The sequence below is a fragment of the Bacillus cereus group sp. MYBK95-2 genome, assembly GCF_051915225.1.
GTDB classification, from domain to species: domain Bacteria; phylum Bacillota; class Bacilli; order Bacillales; family Bacillaceae_G; genus Bacillus_A; species Bacillus_A cereus.
On sequence record NZ_JBQAEH010000001.1, the window covers coordinates 877175 to 897022 of the forward strand.

The following is a 19848-nucleotide window of genomic DNA, read 5'->3' on the forward strand; positions in this document are numbered from 1 at the left end:
TACTCACCTCTTACCATTTAGTAAAAGACTAAGTGCCTTTTTAATATACTGATCCGTCGTTAATGATTCTTTTAATAACTCTGGTACAACACGAGAAACTTCGCGTTCTGCGTATCCAAGTGCGCGGAGAGCTTCCAGTGCCTCATCAAGCTCAGCTGATGAACCTTTCTTCTCATCAAAACGTTCTGTGTCTGAGAATAAATCAACAAATGCATCTGGTACGACATCTGCTAGTTTTCCTTTTAAATCTAAAATCATTTGGCGTGCTGTTTTCTTTCCGACGCCTGGGAATTTCACTAAAAACTTCTCATCTTCATGCTCAATCGCTTGAACGACCTGTCCTGTTTGACCAGAAGCTAAAATTGCAAGAGCTCCTTTTGGCCCAATGCCAGACACGCCTAACAACTTTGTAAATAATAAACGCTCTTCACGTGTTTTAAACCCGTAAAGTGCCATAATATCTTCTCTCACATAATGATATGTATAGACACGGATTTCTTGCTTACTTCTTTGAAATACATACGGATTTGGTGTGAAAATTTGATAACCAATTCCAGTATGATCAATTACGACATATTCCGGCCCTACATACTCCACGTAACCTGTAACATATTCAAACAAAATACGATCTCTCCCTCTTAAATCATGTATTCCATTTTAACATATTTAATGATAGAAAAGCGAGACTGCCCCAACAAATGTTCTCCACTTGAAACTTCTGTTATTTTCCATTGACAGAAAGGTTAAAGCACCTTAATATACAGGAGTCGATAATGATTATCAATACTAATTAAAGGGGTTACATCAGGATGAAACGTAAGCTATTTATTTTATTTACTATTATGCTCGTTGTTCTTTCTATCGTTGGCTGTTCTTCTCAAAAAGAAGAATCGAAGGCAAAAGAACAACCGAAAACAAAAGTTGTAAAACATGCTAAAGGTGAAGCTACAATTCCAGTAAATCCAAAGAGAATTGTTGACTTATCTGGATCAACAGAAGAACTATTACTTCTTGGACACAAACCTGTTGGTACAGCAAATACATATAAAGATAAAATCCAAAATCACTTAACAGACAAGTTAGATGGAGTAAAAGCAGTAGGTTGGTACTGGGCACCTAGAGTTGATTTAGAAGCTGTTACTGCTTTAAAACCAGACTTAATTATTTTAAACAACCGTCAATTAAAAATTTATGATCAACTAGAAAAGGTTGCACCTACAGTTGTTCTAGAAACAAACTTAGAAGACTGGCGTGGTAAGTTTAAAGAAGTAGGTAAGCTATTTGACGAAGAGAAGAAAGCAGACAAATGGATTGCAGACTACGATAAGAAAGCAGACTCTTTATCTAAAAAAATTAAAGAGAAAACAAAAGATGAGAACTTTATGTTCGTTGCAGTTACACCACAAAACTTCCGTGTATACGGTAGCTTCGGATACGGTGACATCATCTTTAATGACTTAAAACTTCCAGCAACAAAAGGTACGGATTTAAAACAAACGATGGCGCAAGTATCACTAGAAGGTCTAGTTGCATTCCAGCCTGACCAAATGTTTATTGTAAACTTCGGCGGCGAAGCTGATAAAGTTTACGAAGACTACAAAAACAGTGCCGTTTGGAAAGACAATAAAGCAGTTAAAAATAATCACGTATATGAAGTATCAAATGAAGTCTTCAATACGAAAGCATTCAATCCAATCGGAAAAGATATGCTAATTGATGAAATCGCAAAAGAAATTTTAGCTAAAAACAAATAAGAAAAAAAAGCAGCTCACCATGAGCTGCTTTTTTTCTTACTTTGAACTGCGTATTGCTTCATTTTTTCAATCGTCTTCACAAAACCTTCTTTTGATTTAATACGAATGCCACGTTTCAATTTCGCACGTTCATAGCTCTCAAGCTTTTTCATATCAATTTGAAAGAAAGAATGGATCGCATTATCACTTTTCGGTACACCTTTGAAAATTTGTAATATCCCTTCCTCTGAAACACCAAAATACCCGCTCGTTTTCAATAACGGAGAAATATCATCAACTTTCTTTTGCAATACAATTTGTACATCATCACGATCAACGAGCTGCCATTCTTTATACTGCTGTAAAAACTTTTCTAAATCCGTCACTTTTTCTGTAAGTATTTCTTCGCTTACTTCGCCATCAACATACATACGCTCTAATAAAATTGTAACCTCAGGTTCTTTTTTCGTTACTTCTGGTACTGGCCCTTCCGCCTTCACATTCGTTCCATAAACGAAACAAAACATCATAACGAAAGCTTGCATCGCAATCAGTATCCATTTCATTTCCGTTCACCTCTTTTAGGCAAGATCATACTTTCATTAGTAGTTTTTCCGGAAATGGGGGTTTTATCCATATTACATTTCTTTCGAAAAATAAAAAATGCAGATAAGGGTTTACCTCATCTGCATGTATCATTTACTTTTATATAAAATGAAAGACGCCTGCAAAGCAGGCGTCTTGATGCGTTTACGGCGAGAGACCAGGCGACCACATTCGCGTGTTTAGCACTTAAGCATATCTCTCGTCTTACGTAAATTAGCTCATCGCTTTGCTAATATAACATTAATAAAGTATAAGTGCAACATGTTTATAAAAATATTTTATTTCCTCTTTCATCCAAATTATTTTATGTAAATTATAAATTGATAATTGCAATATATATGTTACAATTAATGTGACAGCGAAATCATAATAAGCAGGGGATGAATATTATGAAAAAAATAAAGGATGAACGCCTCATTCTTCAAATGTTAAAAAACATACGTATTGTCTTTCTTTTTCAATACATTGGCGTAGTTGGAATTTTAGGCTATATCGGATTCACTGAAGGCATTGATCAAATTACGAAATCTCCATTGTGGCTATTATTTATGTTTACAAGTATTTTACTTGCTTATTTACAGTTAAGTGTTTCAATCGATGTAGAAGAAGGCGAAAAGGAAATACAGTTAACTCCTTATTACAAACTTGTCTTCCACTCCCTTATTGTAGGAATCGTTACGGCTATTATTTATATTATTTTCATTCCAGAAAGACCTCTATTTGAAGCTATTTCAACAGGTAGTATTCTTTTCATATGCTTTTTAGTTTCTTATTCCGTTAGTTATTTTATTAAAAAACGTCGCTTACAAGACAACGATGAATAAAGAGGAAGGGCTATCCCTTCCTCTTTTGTTTTGTTATCGCACTGTACCAGTTAAACCGTAACGAATGTCTCGGAACATATTCACTATGTCACGATTAAAATCGTTTGTAACTGTACCGTTACGTAGACGCGTACTCATTGCATCGACACGAGTAAACATATCATTTCTTACAGAAACATATACGTTTCTGTTTCCAACTTCATTTGCAACAGCTTGACGAATTTCGTTAGCCATCGCCGTTTCATTTGTCACTGTGTTACGTGGTTTTACCGCAATCGCTACATCGTTTCCATATACAACTGTAGACACACGGTCTACGTTATTCATACGTTTCACACGATTTGTTATTCTTTCAGCTGTTTTACCATCATTGTTAATGTATGAATTGTTCATTGTAATATTACGAGTTGGATGCGGATTAGCAATTTGTCCATTGTAATTTACATCTCGATAATAATTGTATCCTGTATCGTTACGACCATTTCTATATGTTACATAATCTGTATAACGATCATTACGTGTCACATTATCACGATACTGGTGTGTATCATTATAAGATGTACGCTCGTAATTGTAGTTACGTCCATCCATTGCATTGTTATCTTTCGGTGTACCACATGCAGCTAATGCACTGGTAACTAACAAAGAAGCAGCAATCACTTTTACTTTCGTATTCAATACAAAAACCCCCTCTGTTAGAATGAGCTTCTCTACTGAAAAGCTCCCTCTTATGATGAGTAACCGAGAAGGTTTTTACACTGTTAATATTTCACTGGGAATTTTCTAGCACTTCATAAAAAAACTTCATTTTCTTAATTAACAGGAATGTAAAAAAGGCGGGAATACTCCCGCCTTTTTAAACTTCTTCTTCGTCCTCTTCTTCTGAAACGGGCTCTCCAAATACATTCGGTGGATCTGGTTGATAATACATCGTTCCTGGCTGTGGTGCATATGCAGACTGAGTTGGTTGGTAATATAAAGGATTCGCATATTGCGGACCGCCTGGTTGTGGACTATATAGTCTACTTTCTCCTCCGCATCCACAATCTTCCTCACCCTGCACAAGCGGCGGCATATTATTATCCATTGGCATCATATTCTGGTTTGGCATAGACGTATATTGCGGTCCGAACGGCGCTCCTTGCTGATATGGCATTTGATATGGATTTGGTTGTTGATAATACGGATTCGGCGGCATCATGGGCTGTTGATACGGCATTTGATAGGGCATCATATTGGGTGGTTGATTGTTATCCATAATCGGCATCATATTCGGCATTTGATTGTTATCCATAATCGGCATTATATTCGGCATTTGATTGTTATCCATAATCGGCATCATATTCGGCATTTGATTGTTATCCATAATCGGCATCATATTCGGCATTTGATTGTTATCCATAATCGGCATCATATTCGGCATTTGATTGTTATCCATGATCGGCATCATATTCGGCATTTGATTGTTATCCATAATCGGCATTATATTCGGCGGCTGGTTGTTATCCATAATTGGCATTATATTCGGTGGCTGGTTGTTATCCATAATTGGCATTATATTCGGTGGCTGGCTGTTATCCATGATTGGCATTATATTCGGTGGCTGGTTGTTATCCATGATTGGCATTATATTCGGTGGTTGGTTGTTATCCATGATTGGCATTTGAATATTTGGCATTTGAATATTTGGCGGTATGACTTGTGGAATAACTACATTTTCTTTCGATACATTTGGCGATACTATATTCCCTACGTTTTCTTTTTTCACTTGCGGTGACACTATATTCCCTACATTTTCTTTTTTCACTTGCGGTGACACTATATTCCCTACATTTTCTTTTTTCACTTGCGGCGATACTATATTTCCTACATTTTCTTTCTTCACTTGTGGCGATACTATATTTCCTACATTTTCTTTCTTCACTTGCGGCGATACTATATTTCCTACATTTTCTTTCTTCACTTGCGGCGATACTATATTGTTTTTTTTCGTTTGCGGAGAAATGATATTGTTAGGTTTCATTTTACTAATTTGAGGAGCAATTAACTCGCTTCCTTTTTTTATTACATCTGAAATTTTATATTCTTTTTTCGGTTTTATTGGTGGTTGTGGCGGCTGCGGTAATACATTTACCGAAAACTTCGTGTTTTCTTTTTCCGCCGGTTTTTGTTTTTCTATCACAGGTGGTTTTTGAATAACAGACGGTTTTTCAACTGGTTTTTCTTTTTGAATTGGCTGTTCTTTTTGCACCTCTTTTTGCGGTTTCACCTGTACTTCTTTTTGTGGCTTTACCTGCATCTCCTTCTGTGGTTTCACCTGTACTTCTTTTTGCGGCTTTACCTGCATCTCCTTTTGCGGTTTTACTTGCACTTCTTTTTGTGTTTGTTGCATAGCTGGCTGCTGTGTAATTGGTGCTGATTGATACGTAACTTCTTCTTCATCTTCTATTCCAAGCGGAGTTGGTGTTGCTGCAAATTCTTTTTGCTGCACTTCTTTTACGTATTGCTTTGGAGGCGCTGAACCTGCTCCAGCCTGTTGTTTCATGTGAACACTCTTGGATGGCACTTTAATTTTCATACCTGGCATAATTAAATCTGGATTACTAAGTTGTGTATTTGTTTTTTTCAACGTGTCAAAATCCACTCCGTACTTTTTCGCAATTTTCCAAAGGGTATCCCCTTTTTGCACGATATGAATTTTCAAATTTTCCCCCTCCTGTATAACTTATCTATAAGTAACAAATCTCATGAAGTAACTCTTTCTAAATAACATTAACTTCTTTTCACTTTTATCACTTCTTCGATTTTCAATATCATTCGAAGCGGAATAAGCATAAAGAACCACAATGATTTCTTCAAAACAATGTATGCCCATTTCGTTCTCGTTATGATTATATGTATGAAAAAAAGCAACAGGAATACCGTTGCTTTACACACGCTCTAACATACGATTTAATGCAAGAACCGCTTCTGCCGTTACTTGTTTGTCTACGCTAATAACGTTAATTTCTTCTCCTCTTTCTATCGTTTCAAGTGTCCATAATAAGTGAGGCAGATCAATTCGGTTCATCGTTAAGCACGGACACATAAATGGATTAAGTGAAACAATTTCTTTATCTGGATGTTGCTGAATAATTCGGTTCACTAAATTCATTTCTGTACCAATCGCCCATTTGCTACCAGATGGCGCTGATTCAATCATATCAATAATATATTTCGTTGAGCCTGCATAATCTGAAGCAGCTACAACTTCATAGCAACATTCTGGATGTACAATAATATTCATATCAGAATGATTTTTTCGTACGCTCTCAATGTTCTTCACTGTAAAATTTTGATGAACAGAACAATGCCCTTTCCATAAAATTACTTGAATTTCTTCTATATCCCCATCGTACTCTAATGAATCTGTGTGTGGGTCCCATACTGCCATTTTATCTAACGGGATACCTAAATCGTACGCTGTATTTCTCCCTAAATGTTGGTCTGGTAAAAAGACGAGACGTTCTTTTTGAGTAAACGCCCAAGATACCATTTGCTTTGCATTAGAAGATGTTACTGTTGCTCCTCCGTTACGACCACAAAACGCTTTAATTGCAGCTGTAGAGTTCACATATGTTAACGGAATCATCGTATCTCCAAATAATTTCGTGAGCTCTTTCCATGCTCTTTCTGTTTGTTCAATATCTGCCATATCCGCCATCGAACAACCTGCACGTATATCTGGTAAGATGACAACTTGATCATCTGTCGTTAACATATCTGCTGTTTCCGCCATAAAGTGCACCCCGCAAAACACAATATATTTTGCGTCTTTATTGCTCGCTGCAACTTGTGCAAGCTGAAGTGAATCCCCTGCTGCATCTGAAAATTGTACCACTTCATCTTTTTGATAATGATGCCCTGGAATGAATAACATTTTCCCCATTTTCTCTTTAATTTCACGAACACGCTTTTCCATATCTTCCGTTGACATCGTGTAATAACGCTCTGGTAACATCGTTTCAATTGGCTGTACTTGTTCTAAAATACTCATATACGTTTCTCCCCTCTAAGCCACTTTCCTTATCCTTCAATATTGAAACTAATATCAAGTGCTTTCACTGAATGTGTTAACGCTCCAAGTGAAATATAATCTACCCCTGTTTTTCCGTATTTCGGTAAATCTTCAATTGTGATGCCCCCTGAAGCTTCTGTAACGATAGCACTTGGTACAATTTTTGAAAACTCCCGGATTTCATCTGGCGTACGATTATCGAACATAATAATATCAGCACCAGCAGCAACAGCCTCTCTCACCTGTTCCTCAGTTTCTGTTTCTACTTCTACTTTCACCATATGTCCTAACTTCTCTTTCACTGATGTAACAGCTTTTGTAATAGAACCAGCAAACGCAATATGATTGTCTTTAATCATGACACCATCATATAAACCGAAGCGATGATTAAATCCACCGCCGCACACGACTGCATGCTTATCAAACATACGTAGTCCTGGCATCGTTTTTCGCGTATCACAAATGCGAGTATGACTGCTATCTAAAGCAAGAACCGCTTTACGCGTCATCGTCGCTATTCCGCTCATACGCTGAATAACATTTAATATAACGCGCTCTGCTGTTAATAACGATGCAATTGGACCTTGCACAGTTGCAATGATTTCGCCTTTTTCTACAAGGTCCCCATCTTTTTTATGAAGCTCTACTTCAATTCTCTCATCAATTAATTTAAATCCTGATTCAATTACTAAACGTCCTGCAAAGACCCCTGTATCCTTCGCAAGAAACGTTCCTTTCGAAAGCAAGTTATCTGGAAAAATAAGCTGAGATGTTACATCTCTTTCCCCTATATCTTCTAAAAAAAATCGATTTAATGCTTCTTTAACTTTTATCGTGTTCATAAAGCCCCTCTTCCCCTCATTACACAAGTTGTCGTTTTCTCTTTACTCGAACAATCTCTTTCTTTCCTATATTTCTATCTGGATAATCACTCCGGTAATGCCCGCCAATACTTTCTTCTCTTTGCAAGGCTGACACAACTATAAGCTCACAAACCGTTAACATATTAATAAGCGTTATCTCTTCATTCGTAAGAACATCATGTTGTAATATCATATTTCGAACACCATACTTACTAAGCCATCTCTTCGCATAAGATAAACTTTGCTCTGTTCGCACAATCCCAACATATTTCATCATGCATTTTTGTATTTCTTCTTTCGTCGGTAAATGATTCAGAACGATAAACTTTGCTTCCTTTTCGGCTAGCATGTTCACCTTTTCTTTTGTCTCTCTAGATAAAATGTGTCGTCCGATTCTTTTTCCAAACACAAGACCTTCTAATAATGAATTACTCGCTAATCTATTTGCACCATGAACCCCGTTACAAGCTACTTCACCGACTGCGTATAAGTTCGGAATAGACGTCTCTCCATCACAGTTCGTTTTCACGCCGCCCATGTGAAAATGAGTACCAGGCACGACTGGAATAAGTTTTTTATTTATATCGACTCCATTTGTTTTACATATCGATGACACGGTCGGAAAGCGTTGTTCAAAGTTTTGAATCATTTCGATGTTTAAGTACACTTTTTCACCCGCAAGTAGCTGTTCATGAATAGCCCTTGCGACTACATCACGAGGCGCTAAATCCTGTTCGGAATGTATATCCATCATAAAGCGCTGCCCTTTTCCATTTACAAGGACAGCTCCTTCTCCGCGAACAGCTTCGGACACAAGACCAGAACAACGCCCACCCGCGTATAACATCGTCGGATGAAATTGTATAAACTCTAAATCTACAAGCTCTCCGCCTGCACGGTACACCATTGCAAGTCCATCGCCTGTAATCGTCTCATCATTAGAAGTAAAGGCGTATAAACCGCCAATACCGCCTGAAGCTAACACCGTATAATCTGCATTGTAACGTTTCAATTCTCCTTTATTGTTGCGAGTTAAAGCCCCAACACATTTATCTTTTTCTATAATAAAATCGAGCACCATTTCCTGTTCCACTACCGTAACGTATGGAGCTACTTCTTGAATAAGATGCTCTAATAAATTCTTTCCTGTTGCATCGCCACCTGCATGTAAAATACGACGTTTTCGATGCGCTCCTTCTTTTCCAAGATGAGGACCTGTTTCATCTCCATCAAATTTCATTCCATTTTCAATAAGGTTATTAATTTCTTTCGGTCCTTCCTCGACTAAATAACGGACCACTTCTTCATTGTTATAATGACACCCTGCTACTAGCGTATCTTCAAAATGATCATTAGGATTGTCGTATGTAGCTACCGCTGCGGCAATTCCACCTTGAGCTAAATGTGTATTATTATTACGTTTCGTCTCCTTTGTGATAATAATCACATTCTTTTCGTGACAAATCTCTTTTGCAACACGAAGTGCCGCAACGCCACTTCCAATAATTAAGACATCTGCGCTTGGCATAATTGTTGCCTCCTACTTTACACTTTCCAACTGTCTTGACACCTATATTTACATAGTTTTAAAATAATGACAAGAGTTTTTTTATAATTCTTATTTTCACTACCATTTAAAAAGTAAAAGAAATGTAACTCTTACTAGAGAGAGGAACTTACATGATGATATATCTTGACTATGCAGCTACTACACCTATGAGCGAGGAAGCGTTACAAACATATATGAAAGCAGCTTCACAATACTTCGGAAATGAACAAAGTTTACATGATATTGGAGGAACGGCTTCTTCTTTATTACAAGTTTGCCGAAAAACATTTGCGGAAATGATTGGAGGCAAAGAACAAGGAGTATTTTTCACAAGCGGTGGATCGGAATCGAACTATCTTGCGATTCAATCACTTCTAAATGCCCGAAATAAGAAGCATATTATTACGACACCTATGGAACATGCATCCATTCGAAGTTATTTTCAATCTCTAAAATCAAAAGGCTATACGATCACTGAAATTCCTGTTGATAAAAATGGACTCATTTGTTTAGTAGATTTAGAGGCAGCTATTACGGAAGATACTGTGCTAGCAAGTATACAGCATGGAAACTCTGAAATCGGAACCGTTCAAAACATTACAGAAATCGGGGCACTTTTAAAAAAATATAATGTTTTATTTCATACGGATTGTGTGCAAACGTTTGGTAAACTGCCTATCCATGTTTTTGAGATGGGGATTGATAGTCTTTCTGTTTCAGCACATAAAATATACGGACCAAAAGGTGTCGGCGCTTGCTACATAAATCCGCAAACTCGCTGGGAACAAGTATTTCCAGGAACTTCTCACGAAAAAGGATTTCGCCCAGGTACAGTGAACGTTCCCGGCATCGCATCTTTTTTAACAGCTGCTGAAAATATATTAAAAACTCAATGGGAAGAAAGTTTACGTTTTAAAGAGTTACGATCCTACTTTTTAGAGCAAATACAAACACTTCCGCTAGAAATTGAAGTAGAAGGTCATTCTACTTCTTGTTTACCACATATTGTTGGGGTTACAATAAAAGGAATAGAAGGTCAATATACTATGCTAGAATGTAATCGCCATGGTATCGCCATTTCCACCGGAAGTGCTTGCCAAGTCGGTAAACAAGAACCTTCGAAAACTATGCTTGCAATTGGAAAAACGTATGAAGAGGCAAAACAATATGTCCGCTTCTCTTTCGGACAACAAACAACGAAAGATCAAATTGATACTACTATTCATGCACTACACACAATTGGAAATCAATTTTATAGAGGTGTTAAATCATAATGAAACAAAATGAACAAAAAAAGATTTTAGGTGAAGAAAGACGACAACTTATCCTCCAGTGGCTTCTTGCTGCAAATGAACCGTTATCGGGGAATGAACTATCGAAAAAGACGAACGTAAGTAGACAAGTTATCGTGCAAGATATTTCCTTGCTTAAAGCACGAAACGAACCAATTATTGCGACCGCTCAAGGTTATTTATATTTAAAGCCACAAGAGAAGCAACAAACTTTTGAACGCGTAATCGTATGCCAACATAAACCAGCAGAAGTACGTCAGGAACTTACAATGCTTGTTGACCATGGCGTTACGATTAAAGACGTAAAAGTTGAGCATCCTGTATACGGTGACTTAACAGCCTCCATTATGGTAAGCAATCGCTTTGATGTAGAGCAATATTTACAAAAAATCGAAAACACAAATGCTTCCTATCTTTCACAACTAACAGATGGTATTCACTTACATACAATCGAGGCAGATTCTAAAGAAAAATTAGATGCTGCTTGTGAGGCATTAGATAAAGCAGGATTTCTCGTTTATTAATGTAAAGCACAGAGTTTTTATCATTCTCTGTGCTTTTTTAATGCTATAATATTGTAATCAATCGTAAAGGAGATCAAATATGGGAATTGAACTCGTTCACTTTAGCATTGGCAAACCGAAACAAATGAAATATGGCGAAGATAAAGAAATGATAACAGGTATATGTAAAGATCCTACAGAAGAGGCCTTTCTCTCAAAAGACGGATTTCGTGGTGATGACGTAGCGGATTTAAAACATCACGGCGGACCTGATCGCGCTGTTTGTGTGTACCCACACGAGCATTACGCACTATGGGAAGAGGAATTTCAAACTACGCTTCCCGCTTCCACATTTGGTGAAAACATTACCGTAACAAATATGTTAGAGCATGACGTATGCATCGGAGATACATATCAACTAGGCGAAGCAATCATTCAAGTAACGCAAGCTCGCGTACCTTGTAGCACAATTTCAAAACGTCTTGGCATCCCTGGCATACTGCCGCGTATTGTAGCAACTGGATTTACTGGCTACCTATGCCGCGTTCTTCAAGAAGGTACTGTACGTAAAGATTCAAAAATTACATTACTAGAACGTCCATCAAGCAATGTTTCTGTTTTATTCTCTAACGAAATTTATTTTCATAATAGAAAAGATAAAGATGGCATCGAGAAGATTCTTGCTGTTCCAGAACTAGCTGATATTTGGCGTGGTCAATTAGAAGATCGTCTTGCGAAGTTAAAATAAAGTGAAACTTTAATCAGCCCTCACCAATCGGGCTGCCCGGCAAATAGCGGGATAAAGAATCCCACCTTTTGCAGGTGGGATTTTATTAATCTATCAAAAAATATACTAGGCAATGAAATGATATGGACGATTAGGCAAATACAAATATTCCATCTACATCTTACAACCAATAAGAAGAATAACTCCCCAGTACAGTAACAGAAAAACCGAGTGCTTCAAGTTCCATCGTTACGCCTGGCAATAATACGTCATCGTATGCTTTATCGACATCGATTAAGAAAAAGTAATTTCCAAGACCTGTTTTCATCGGACGCGATTCGATTTTTGATAAGTTTAATTTTCTCCATGCGAAAGCTGATAACACTTGATATAGGGCACCTGCATAATCTGCAGGTAACGTTATCATAAGCGTCGTTTTCTCTCCGCAGTTCTCTCCGTTATTCGGGAGTACTGCTTTCTTTTTCTTATGGAGTACTAAGAAACGTGTGTGATTATTTTTATGCGTATGAATACTACGTCTCACAATTGTTAATCCGTATTTTTCTGCAGCCGCTTCATTTGCAATAGCGGCAATTTTCTCTTCAGGATGTTCTTTCACATATTGTGCAGCAGCACTTGTAGATGTCATATCTCGAACAGTTACTCCTTTTAATTCTTCATTTAAAAATTTATGGCACTGTGCAATGGCATGCGGATGAGAATGCACTGCATATACTTCTTCCCACACTTCTGCATACTGCGGATGTACAAGTAAATGCTGCTGAATTGGTACTGTAATTTCTCCTACAATGGAAAGCGGCTGCTCATGTACAAGGTAATCAACCGTTATATTCACTGAACCTTCTATTGCATTTTCTAACGGTACAACTGCGAAGTCTACATTTTCATTTGCAGCTGCATCTATACAATCTGGAATCGTTCGATACGGTACATGCTCTGCTTCCGGAAAAAAACGACTCACCGCCATATTTGTAAATGTTGCTTCTGGTCCTAAATATCCTACTCGAATCATCGTCTTTTCCCCTCTTTTTCGTTTTCTTACTGTTATACCATACTTTTTTATATTCTTCTATGTAAATTTCGAATATTTAAAAAAGACTAGCATTCGCTAGTCTAAATGTTTCTTATACTCTCTTTGAGCGAAGAAGAAATAAATGATACATGCTGCGATATAAAACAGAATGAACAAACCTACTTTTCTGAATGATCCATCCATAAAAAGCGTATTATGAAACGTATATAATGCAACTGCACTATGCATACTCCCTACTATAATTGGCGCAAAAAATAGCATACATAATTGCCAACGAGAAATTTTCCATACTTCTTCCTTCGTCATTCCAAGTTTAGAGAGTGCACCATACTGCTTTCGGTCCGATGCAATATTATGGAACCATTTAAAATACACGATACTACATGAAGTGAGAAAGAATAATATACTAATAAATGAGCCTACAAATAGAGTAATATCGCCGCCTTCTTTCATATTTACATACAACTCCATATTGCTTCGAAATGCATTATTATTATCTTGTTTTATATGTCTCCGTAAATCTTCATTTAATTTCTTCGTCTTTTCGATATTTGATAATGTGTAGCCTCTATATATCATTTTTTCAGAATCAGGAACCTGATTTGCTATACTGTCAAAATCTTCATCATTCATAACGAAGAACAGACCATTAATGTACGAAGGGTGATGGTTAAATTGAACCCCTTCTTTCTGACCGTTAAATACGAATTGATATGGTTGATTCATTACTTGCAATTGAATCTCTTTTTGATTATATACATTCGAATTATTGTATTTATTATAATAAACGAGTGTCACTGTACCTTTTTTAGGACGATACGTTTTCTGTCTTTGTTTCCTTGCTTCTTGGTTATATTCACTTTCTTTTATAAGCGGTACTATTGTTGTTTCTCCCTTATTAGACTGAAAGGATGCATAAACTCCAACAAAACTCATATATTGAAAATCATCATACTCATATTGATGCAGTAATTTTTCAACCGCACCTTCCTCAAAGACTTCATGAGTAGAAATACCTTTTTCTATGTACGAAAACGAGTGTACCCCTCCAGTTCGCCACATATCTTGCATGCTAGAAAAATATAAGAACACCGTACCTGTTGCTGTAACTACAAACGTCGTTGCCATAGACATCAGAAAGAAAAAGCGACCATTTTCCTTCATTCGATGTGACAATTGATTCACTATAAATAAATACGGATATGTATACATAATCTTTTTATTTCGCTTTATCATTTCTAACACTTGGGTAGCTCCATGTGTAAAAGAAAAGTACGTTCCAAAAAAGACAAGTATAGACACAGGGAAAAAGTATATTGCTATCGTAGTCATCGTCACTTGTAGCGCCAACGCATACCCGCCCACTAAACAAGCAAAACCGAATAAACAAAGCCACTTTGATGTTTTCTTCTCTTTTTTATCTGTTCGAAATTCTTTCAATAACCGAATGATTTTTATATTCCATATACGTAAAGCACTTATAAAAGATAACAAAATAAAAACGACCATATATGTAATAAATGTTACACCAATCGCCCTTACGTCAAATATCACAGGGAGTTCTTTCGGAAGCCCCAGTAACATACTAAATACCATGAAGAAGAGCTTTAAAAAGATCAAGCCCAGCCCTATACCGAAAATATTAGCAAAAATTCCAATTAATATTTGCTCGGTCATAATTACTCCTATTACGTTAGACTTCGTTGCTCCCATTAACATATATAACCCTAATTCTTTCTTACGTGCTTCTATGAAAATAGAAGTAGAGTACAAAATAAATATGACGAAAAAAGAAATGATTATAACATTACATATGATAAGTCCCCAACGTACGTTTTGATACCACATCGTCTCTTGCATATACGGATGCACAATGACAGACATATATGCGTAAGAAGCAAATATTGCAAAACAACTACTTAAGAAAAACACTTTATAATTACGCCAATTTCCTTTTATATTTTGCAGCGCTAGTTGCCAAATGTTCATCTATCGTCCTCCTGTAACTTACTACATAGGCAAAAAGCTAGAGGTTCCCCTAGCTTTTTACGTGTTTTAAATATCCTCTTTGCGCGATCATAAAGTAAATGGCAGAAGCTAAAATGTATGCTCCAATGACAAGCGCACCTGATTTCCATAAATCAATATAAAGCATTTTCCCTAACGTATGAAGAGCAACTCCACTATGAATGGAACCGATTAAAATTGGGATAAAGAAGATAACTCCCATTTGTCGAATCGCAATTTTGCGAATTTCTTTATCTGTCATACCGATTCTCTTTAACGATTTAAATTGAATACGATCTTGTTCTTTATCGTTAAACCATTTAAAGTATGTCATACTACAAGCGAAGAAGAAGAACAGTACCGCTACGAAGAAACCGATGAACATTGTAATTGCTCCACCTTCTCTTATATCCTTATACGCAAACACTGAATTTCTCAATTCTCCTTGCTTTTCTGGTGCAATTTCATTTTTCAAATCTAATACAAGATTTTCTGTATTTTTCCAATCCTCGATATAATAACCGTAATATTTCGTCTTTTCTTCATCTGGTACGAGTTTTGCATATTTCTCAAAATCTTGATCATTTACAATAAGATATTCACTATCATTAAAAACAGAATACTGCGTTGGATTATTTAATTGAACAGACTGCTTTTGCCCGTTAATTGTAAATTCATACGGTTTCGTACGATCTATCTTCATCAGTTCATTTGACATATCAACCATAACCATCGTTGCACTACCTGGTGCATTATGAACTTCTGTAGGTTGCTCTCTCTTTTGTTTGCGCACTTCTGCATTATATTCTTTTTCTGAAATAATCGTCATCGGTACTTCATGTTCACTATTAAACAACGTTATTTTCTGTGTTGCCGGTAGTTTAACGTAGGTTACTTTTCGCGCATCTTCAAACCCGTGTCTCTTCACAAGCTCCTGTACCTTTTCTTCATTAATAAGATTATGCGTATTTAACCCCTTTTCCTCATATGAAATAGCATGTGGTGTAAGTTCTACCGTTTTCGCACTCATATTTTCAAAATATACGTACAGTGTACCTACTGCTGAAGATACTACCGCCGTAATAATAGAAATTACAAATAGAAAACGAGCATTATCTTTCATTTTATAAATAAGATTGCTAAGAACAAACATATTTGGATACGTATAGAAAGATTGCTTTCTTTTTTGTAATGCTTTTAATACAACTGTACTACCTTGTGTAAATAATAAATACGTTCCGCCAATTGTCAGTCCTACCACCGGTAAAAAGAGGATGAGGAAATTCAGAAACGTTACTTGGAAGCTAAGTACATATGCAGCAATAATACATCCTATACCAACTACACATAACCATGTAAATGCAAACGGCTCTACTTTTTGCTTTCTAGCTTCTCTTAATAAATCAATAATTTGCAAGCGTCCTACCGTCCAAACGCTAAACAATGATAGGATTAAAAATAGGATAAAGTATACGCCAGCTGTAATAAGAACTGCTTTACTATTCCAAACAAGTGGAAGTGTCTTATCTATTTTCAATAATACGCTTAACGCTTGGAAAAATAATTTTGAACAAAGCATTCCAACCCCAATACCAATTACAATTGCAATACTACCTAACATCAGTTGCTCTAATATAATCATTCGGCCGAGCTGCGATTTCGTTCCGCCTATTAATGTTAGTAGACCAAACTCTTTTTTTCTTGCTCGTAAAAACGTTGAATTTGCATATAAAATAAAGAGTGCCGAGAAGATGACCACAATATAATTCATCGATTCTAATCCTTTTGTGATCATCTTTCTCATACTAATATTACCGCTTACGACATCTGGATGATAAATAAAAGAAGCATACATGAAAAATACGACAATCGATAAACAACTACTTATAAGAAACGCTTTATAGTTACGCCAATTTCCTTTTACGTTATTAAGCGCGAGCTGGCGAAAGTTCATGATATTCTCCTCCTAGCATCGCAAGTACGTCCAGAATTTCTTGGAAAAAGGCTTGTTTCGTTCTTCCTTTATGTATTTCCGAGAAAATTTCCCCATCGCGTATGAAAAGGATACGTTCACAATAACTAGCCGCTACTGGATCGTGCGTAACCATTGCAATCGTTACTTTCTTTTGCTCATGTAAATCTTGCAGAGCGCCCATTAGCGATTTCGCTGACTTCGAATCTAAGTTTCCAGTTGGCTCATCTGCTAAAATTAACGTCGGTTCATGAATGATTGCTCTCGCTGCTGCTGCACGTTGTTGTTGTCCCCCAGATACTTCGTATACTTTTTTATTTAAAATTTCTTCGATGTTTAAAAACTTCGCAATTTCCAGTACTTTCGCATCGATTTCATTTACAGATTTCTTCGCCATTACAAGTGGTAAAATAATATTTTCTTTAATCGATAGCGTATCAAGTAAATTAAAATCTTGAAAGATGAACCCTAAATGTGTACGGCGAAACTCCGCTAATTTTGCAGCACGCATTTGATTAATTTCTTCACCATTTACAAGCACATGACCTGAAGTTTGCTTATCAATTGTTGCTAATAAATTTAAAAGCGTCGTTTTCCCGCTTCCTGAAGGACCCATAATCCCTACAAATTCGCCTTCTTCTATTTTAAAATTTATATCGTTTAAAGCAGTCGTCGCTACTGAACCTTTTGATTGGTACACCTTCGTTAATCCTTTTACTTCAAGAACACTCATTTCTAATCCCCCTACGTGTTTTCTTCTTACATTTACTATAAGAAAAATAAGAAAAAGAAACGAGTGATTTCCCTTACAAAACGTTTTGTTATCTTACAGTTTTGTCATTTTTCTCATCAATGTATGATATTCTTCATCTTTTGCAAATTGGAACGTGAATGTTGTCCCTTCTCCTTCAGCCGATTGAACATACATTCCATGATGTAAATTATCGCAAATTTCCTTCGTAATATATAAACCCATTCCAGTCGCTTCTCTCGTTTTACGGCCATTTACCCCCGTAAAGAATGGATCAAATATACGCTTTACATCTTGCTCTGGAATACCGATTCCATTGTCCTTAATATGTAATAACACCTTTTGGTCTTTCTCTTCAATTTGAAATTCAATTTCTTTTTTCTCTGCCGCTGAAATTTTTGTATACTTAATTGCATTTACAACAATTTGACCTATAGCAATACTTAGCCATTTTCTATCAGAGGCAACCATACAAGTATCTTCTTCAAACATCACTTTCGGAAATACAGACGATTGAATGAAGGATTTCCGATTTTCATTAATAATACCTCGCACGACATCTATAACATTTACTACTTCTACCTTATAATCTTTCGCAAACTGCTCTAGTCTTGCCATATGTAACGCTAAATCTAAACCATTTAGTATACGATTATTTTCTTCACGAATACTTTCAACTGTTGCTCTTGCCTCACGATGCTCTTTGCCAAACTTTTGCAGCAATAATTCAATAACAGATACTGGTGTTTTCATTTGGTGAATCCATTGGTTCATAAATATCATTTGCTGTTGCTCTTTCGCATGCTGTTTATGAACTTCATTCATATATTGCTGTCTTAATAACGTAAAAGATTCAACGACCATTTCTTGCTCTGATGTATAAGATTCATCAATAAGTAAAGAGTCATGTAATGTATTTCCACCAGTAACATACTTTTCGATCCTCTTTAAAAACACACTCCGTTTTCGGTAATCGTAAATGAGGTATACAGTAAACACAACTGTTCCTAATAAAAGTCCATATAACCATGTACTCCAATCAATGGATCGCTTTTCTAAAAGACTTTGCAACTGTAAAACGAGCCCAAATAAACAAAGGCTAACAATATAAGAAAGAATTAAAGAAAAGCGGTCCATGAGGTAAATTTTAACCTTCATGCCCTTCGCCCCACTCCGTAAGAAGCGCATAACCATATCCACGTTTCGTTACAATTGCATTTTTAATGCCTAACTCCTCTAGTTTCTTCCTTACACGTTTTACATTTACGGTTAATGTATTATCATCCACAAATGCTACTTCATCCCATAGAGCTTCTAACAGTTCTTCGCGCGTTACATATTGATTCACCTGTTTCATTAAACACTCTAATAAGTAAAACTCATTTTTTGTCAGTTCAGTTTGTTGTCCTTGCCACTCAACAATATGCTGAGACGGGAATAACAACAGTCCATTTACACCTAAACAATCACTCTCAGCAGCAGAAGCATACTCTCCGTAACCACGGCGAAGCGCACTCTTCACCTTTGCCATTACGATATCTAAATGGAATGGCTTCGTAATATAATCATCGCCGCCATTTTCAATCGCCATTACTTGGTCCATTTCTCCTGTTCTTGCAGAAACAAAAATAATTGGCGCATTCGATACAGTACGAATTTGACGACACCAATAAAAACCGTCAAAGTACGGTAAATTAATATCAAGTAACACGAGATGAGGATTCACTTTTACAAACTCATCTTTTATTTGACGTAAATCACTTGCTCTAAATGATTGATAGCCATATCTTTCTAAATGCTCTTCTAATATTCCCGCGATTTTCTCATCATCTTCTACAATTAATATTTTATACATGTTCGTTTTCTCCCCATAAAAAATTCTTCTAAAAACCACTCCCTTTTTATTATAA

Annotated in this window: 17 protein-coding genes and 1 pseudogene; 5 read left to right on the forward strand and 13 right to left on the reverse strand. The window is 36.4% G+C overall.

Going from position 1 to position 19848, the window contains the following annotated elements:
• Positions 1–3 precede the first annotated feature (3 nt).
• Entirely contained in the window at positions 4–621 is a 618-nt protein-coding gene (gene ruvA / locus ACTFN4_RS04545) for a Holliday junction DNA helicase RuvA (RefSeq protein WP_439962098.1), read from the reverse strand.
• A gap of 188 nt (positions 622–809) precedes the next feature.
• Between ruvA and ACTFN4_RS04550 the strand changes: the two genes are divergently transcribed.
• Positions 810–1754 carry an iron-hydroxamate ABC transporter substrate-binding protein gene (locus ACTFN4_RS04550; protein ID WP_439962099.1) on the forward strand — a complete coding sequence of 315 codons (945 nt, stop codon included), beginning with the start codon at positions 810–812 and terminating at the stop codon, positions 1752–1754.
• Positions 1755–1768: 14 nt separating this feature from the next.
• Here ACTFN4_RS04550 and ACTFN4_RS04555 read toward each other — a convergent pair whose 3' ends face one another.
• Positions 1769–2299 carry a BofC C-terminal domain-containing protein gene (locus ACTFN4_RS04555; RefSeq protein ID WP_000871192.1) on the reverse strand — a complete coding sequence of 177 codons (531 nt, stop codon included), beginning with the start codon at positions 2297–2299 and terminating at the stop codon, positions 1769–1771.
• A gap of 429 nt (positions 2300–2728) precedes the next feature.
• Between ACTFN4_RS04555 and ACTFN4_RS04560 the strand changes: the two genes are divergently transcribed.
• Complete coding sequence (locus ACTFN4_RS04560; protein ID WP_134207599.1) at positions 2729–3163, forward strand: branched-chain amino acid ABC transporter substrate-binding protein; 435 nt, start codon at positions 2729–2731, stop codon at positions 3161–3163.
• Positions 3164–3196: 33 nt separating this feature from the next.
• On the opposite strand, the gene ACTFN4_RS04565 is transcribed toward ACTFN4_RS04560, so the two are convergent.
• The 5 genes and pseudogenes from ACTFN4_RS04565 to nadB all read right to left on the reverse strand — a co-directional run bounded on the left by ACTFN4_RS04565 (position 3197) and on the right by nadB (position 9611).
• Positions 3197–3841 carry a YhcN/YlaJ family sporulation lipoprotein gene (locus ACTFN4_RS04565; protein ID WP_001093536.1) on the reverse strand — a complete coding sequence of 215 codons (645 nt, stop codon included), beginning with the start codon at positions 3839–3841 and terminating at the stop codon, positions 3197–3199.
• A 1869-nt stretch (positions 3842–5710) separates the two neighbouring features.
• Positions 5711–5867 (reverse strand): annotated as a pseudogene (gene safA, locus ACTFN4_RS04570) (SafA/ExsA family spore coat assembly protein); the annotation flags it as partial.
• Positions 5868–6092: 225 nt separating this feature from the next.
• Entirely contained in the window at positions 6093–7199 is a 1107-nt protein-coding gene (nadA, locus tag ACTFN4_RS04575) for a quinolinate synthase NadA (protein WP_079004406.1), read from the reverse strand.
• Positions 7200–7228: 29 nt separating this feature from the next.
• Positions 7229–8062 (reverse strand): carboxylating nicotinate-nucleotide diphosphorylase, encoded by an 834-nt coding sequence (nadC, locus tag ACTFN4_RS04580; protein WP_001092227.1) that lies wholly within the window; start codon positions 8060–8062, stop codon positions 7229–7231.
• A 19-nt stretch (positions 8063–8081) separates the two neighbouring features.
• Positions 8082–9611 (reverse strand): L-aspartate oxidase, encoded by a 1530-nt coding sequence (gene nadB, locus ACTFN4_RS04585; RefSeq protein WP_001138533.1) that lies wholly within the window; start codon positions 9609–9611, stop codon positions 8082–8084.
• A gap of 152 nt (positions 9612–9763) precedes the next feature.
• Between nadB and ACTFN4_RS04590 the strand changes: the two genes are divergently transcribed.
• From ACTFN4_RS04590 to ACTFN4_RS04600, 3 genes are all read left to right on the forward strand, one after another.
• Entirely contained in the window at positions 9764–10906 is a 1143-nt protein-coding gene (locus tag ACTFN4_RS04590; RefSeq protein ID WP_000973777.1) for an IscS subfamily cysteine desulfurase, read from the forward strand.
• Positions 10906–11448, forward strand: a complete 543-nt coding sequence (locus ACTFN4_RS04595) for a transcription repressor NadR (RefSeq protein ID WP_000812275.1) — start codon at positions 10906–10908, stop codon at positions 11446–11448. The genes ACTFN4_RS04590 and ACTFN4_RS04595 overlap by 1 nt, the downstream gene beginning before the upstream one ends.
• Positions 11449–11527: 79 nt before the next feature.
• Positions 11528–12175 carry an MOSC domain-containing protein gene (locus ACTFN4_RS04600; protein ID WP_000510666.1) on the forward strand — a complete coding sequence of 216 codons (648 nt, stop codon included), beginning with the start codon at positions 11528–11530 and terminating at the stop codon, positions 12173–12175.
• Between the two features lie 160 nt (positions 12176–12335).
• Here ACTFN4_RS04600 and pheA read toward each other — a convergent pair whose 3' ends face one another.
• The 6 genes from pheA to ACTFN4_RS04630 form a co-directional block, all read right to left on the reverse strand.
• Positions 12336–13187, reverse strand: a complete 852-nt coding sequence (gene pheA, locus ACTFN4_RS04605) for a prephenate dehydratase (RefSeq protein WP_000621704.1) — start codon at positions 13185–13187, stop codon at positions 12336–12338.
• A 96-nt stretch (positions 13188–13283) separates the two neighbouring features.
• Complete coding sequence (locus tag ACTFN4_RS04610) at positions 13284–15197, reverse strand: ABC transporter permease (RefSeq protein ID WP_001028683.1); 1914 nt, start codon at positions 15195–15197, stop codon at positions 13284–13286.
• A 49-nt stretch (positions 15198–15246) separates the two neighbouring features.
• Positions 15247–17169: an ABC transporter permease gene (locus tag ACTFN4_RS04615; protein WP_001011410.1), complete on the reverse strand. Its 1923-nt coding sequence runs from the start codon at positions 17167–17169 to the stop codon at positions 15247–15249.
• On the reverse strand, positions 17144–17920 hold the full coding sequence (locus tag ACTFN4_RS04620; protein ID WP_000114529.1) for an ABC transporter ATP-binding protein: 777 nt from the start codon (positions 17918–17920) through the stop codon (positions 17144–17146). Before ACTFN4_RS04620 ends, ACTFN4_RS04615 begins: the two co-directional genes overlap by 26 nt.
• A gap of 93 nt (positions 17921–18013) precedes the next feature.
• Positions 18014–19096 carry a HAMP domain-containing histidine kinase gene (locus ACTFN4_RS04625; protein ID WP_439962100.1) on the reverse strand — a complete coding sequence of 361 codons (1083 nt, stop codon included), beginning with the start codon at positions 19094–19096 and terminating at the stop codon, positions 18014–18016.
• Positions 19086–19793, reverse strand: a complete 708-nt coding sequence (locus ACTFN4_RS04630) for a response regulator transcription factor (protein WP_000276723.1) — start codon at positions 19791–19793, stop codon at positions 19086–19088. Before ACTFN4_RS04630 ends, ACTFN4_RS04625 begins: the two co-directional genes overlap by 11 nt.
• Between the last annotated feature and the right edge of the window lie 55 nt (positions 19794–19848).

What these genes read in the sequence shown, in the direction of transcription:
- nadA (WP_079004406.1), bottom strand. Translation starts at nt 7,199, where the DNA reads ATGAGTATTTTAGAACAAGTACAGCCAATTGAAACGATGTTACCAGAG.
- ACTFN4_RS04615 (WP_001011410.1), bottom strand. Translation starts at nt 17,169, where the DNA reads ATGAACTTTCGCCAGCTCGCGCTTAATAACGTAAAAGGAAATTGGCGT.
- ACTFN4_RS04590 (WP_000973777.1), top strand. Translation starts at nt 9,764, where the DNA reads ATGATGATATATCTTGACTATGCAGCTACTACACCTATGAGCGAGGAA.
- ACTFN4_RS04595 (WP_000812275.1), top strand. Translation starts at nt 10,906, where the DNA reads ATGAAACAAAATGAACAAAAAAAGATTTTAGGTGAAGAAAGACGACAA.
- ACTFN4_RS04560 (WP_134207599.1), top strand. Translation starts at nt 2,729, where the DNA reads ATGAAAAAAATAAAGGATGAACGCCTCATTCTTCAAATGTTAAAAAAC.
- ACTFN4_RS04610 (WP_001028683.1), bottom strand. Translation starts at nt 15,197, where the DNA reads ATGAACATTTGGCAACTAGCGCTGCAAAATATAAAAGGAAATTGGCGT.
- ACTFN4_RS04600 (WP_000510666.1), top strand. Translation starts at nt 11,528, where the DNA reads ATGGGAATTGAACTCGTTCACTTTAGCATTGGCAAACCGAAACAAATG.
- ACTFN4_RS04620 (WP_000114529.1), bottom strand. Translation starts at nt 17,920, where the DNA reads ATGAGTGTTCTTGAAGTAAAAGGATTAACGAAGGTGTACCAATCAAAA.
- nadC (WP_001092227.1), bottom strand. Translation starts at nt 8,062, where the DNA reads ATGAACACGATAAAAGTTAAAGAAGCATTAAATCGATTTTTTTTAGAA.
- ACTFN4_RS04630 (WP_000276723.1), bottom strand. Translation starts at nt 19,793, where the DNA reads ATGTATAAAATATTAATTGTAGAAGATGATGAGAAAATCGCGGGAATA.
- nadB (WP_001138533.1), bottom strand. Translation starts at nt 9,611, where the DNA reads ATGCCAAGCGCAGATGTCTTAATTATTGGAAGTGGCGTTGCGGCACTT.
- ACTFN4_RS04625 (WP_439962100.1), bottom strand. Translation starts at nt 19,096, where the DNA reads ATGAAGGTTAAAATTTACCTCATGGACCGCTTTTCTTTAATTCTTTCT.
- ACTFN4_RS04550 (WP_439962099.1), top strand. Translation starts at nt 810, where the DNA reads ATGAAACGTAAGCTATTTATTTTATTTACTATTATGCTCGTTGTTCTT.
- pheA (WP_000621704.1), bottom strand. Translation starts at nt 13,187, where the DNA reads ATGATTCGAGTAGGATATTTAGGACCAGAAGCAACATTTACAAATATG.
- ACTFN4_RS04555 (WP_000871192.1), bottom strand. Translation starts at nt 2,299, where the DNA reads ATGAAATGGATACTGATTGCGATGCAAGCTTTCGTTATGATGTTTTGT.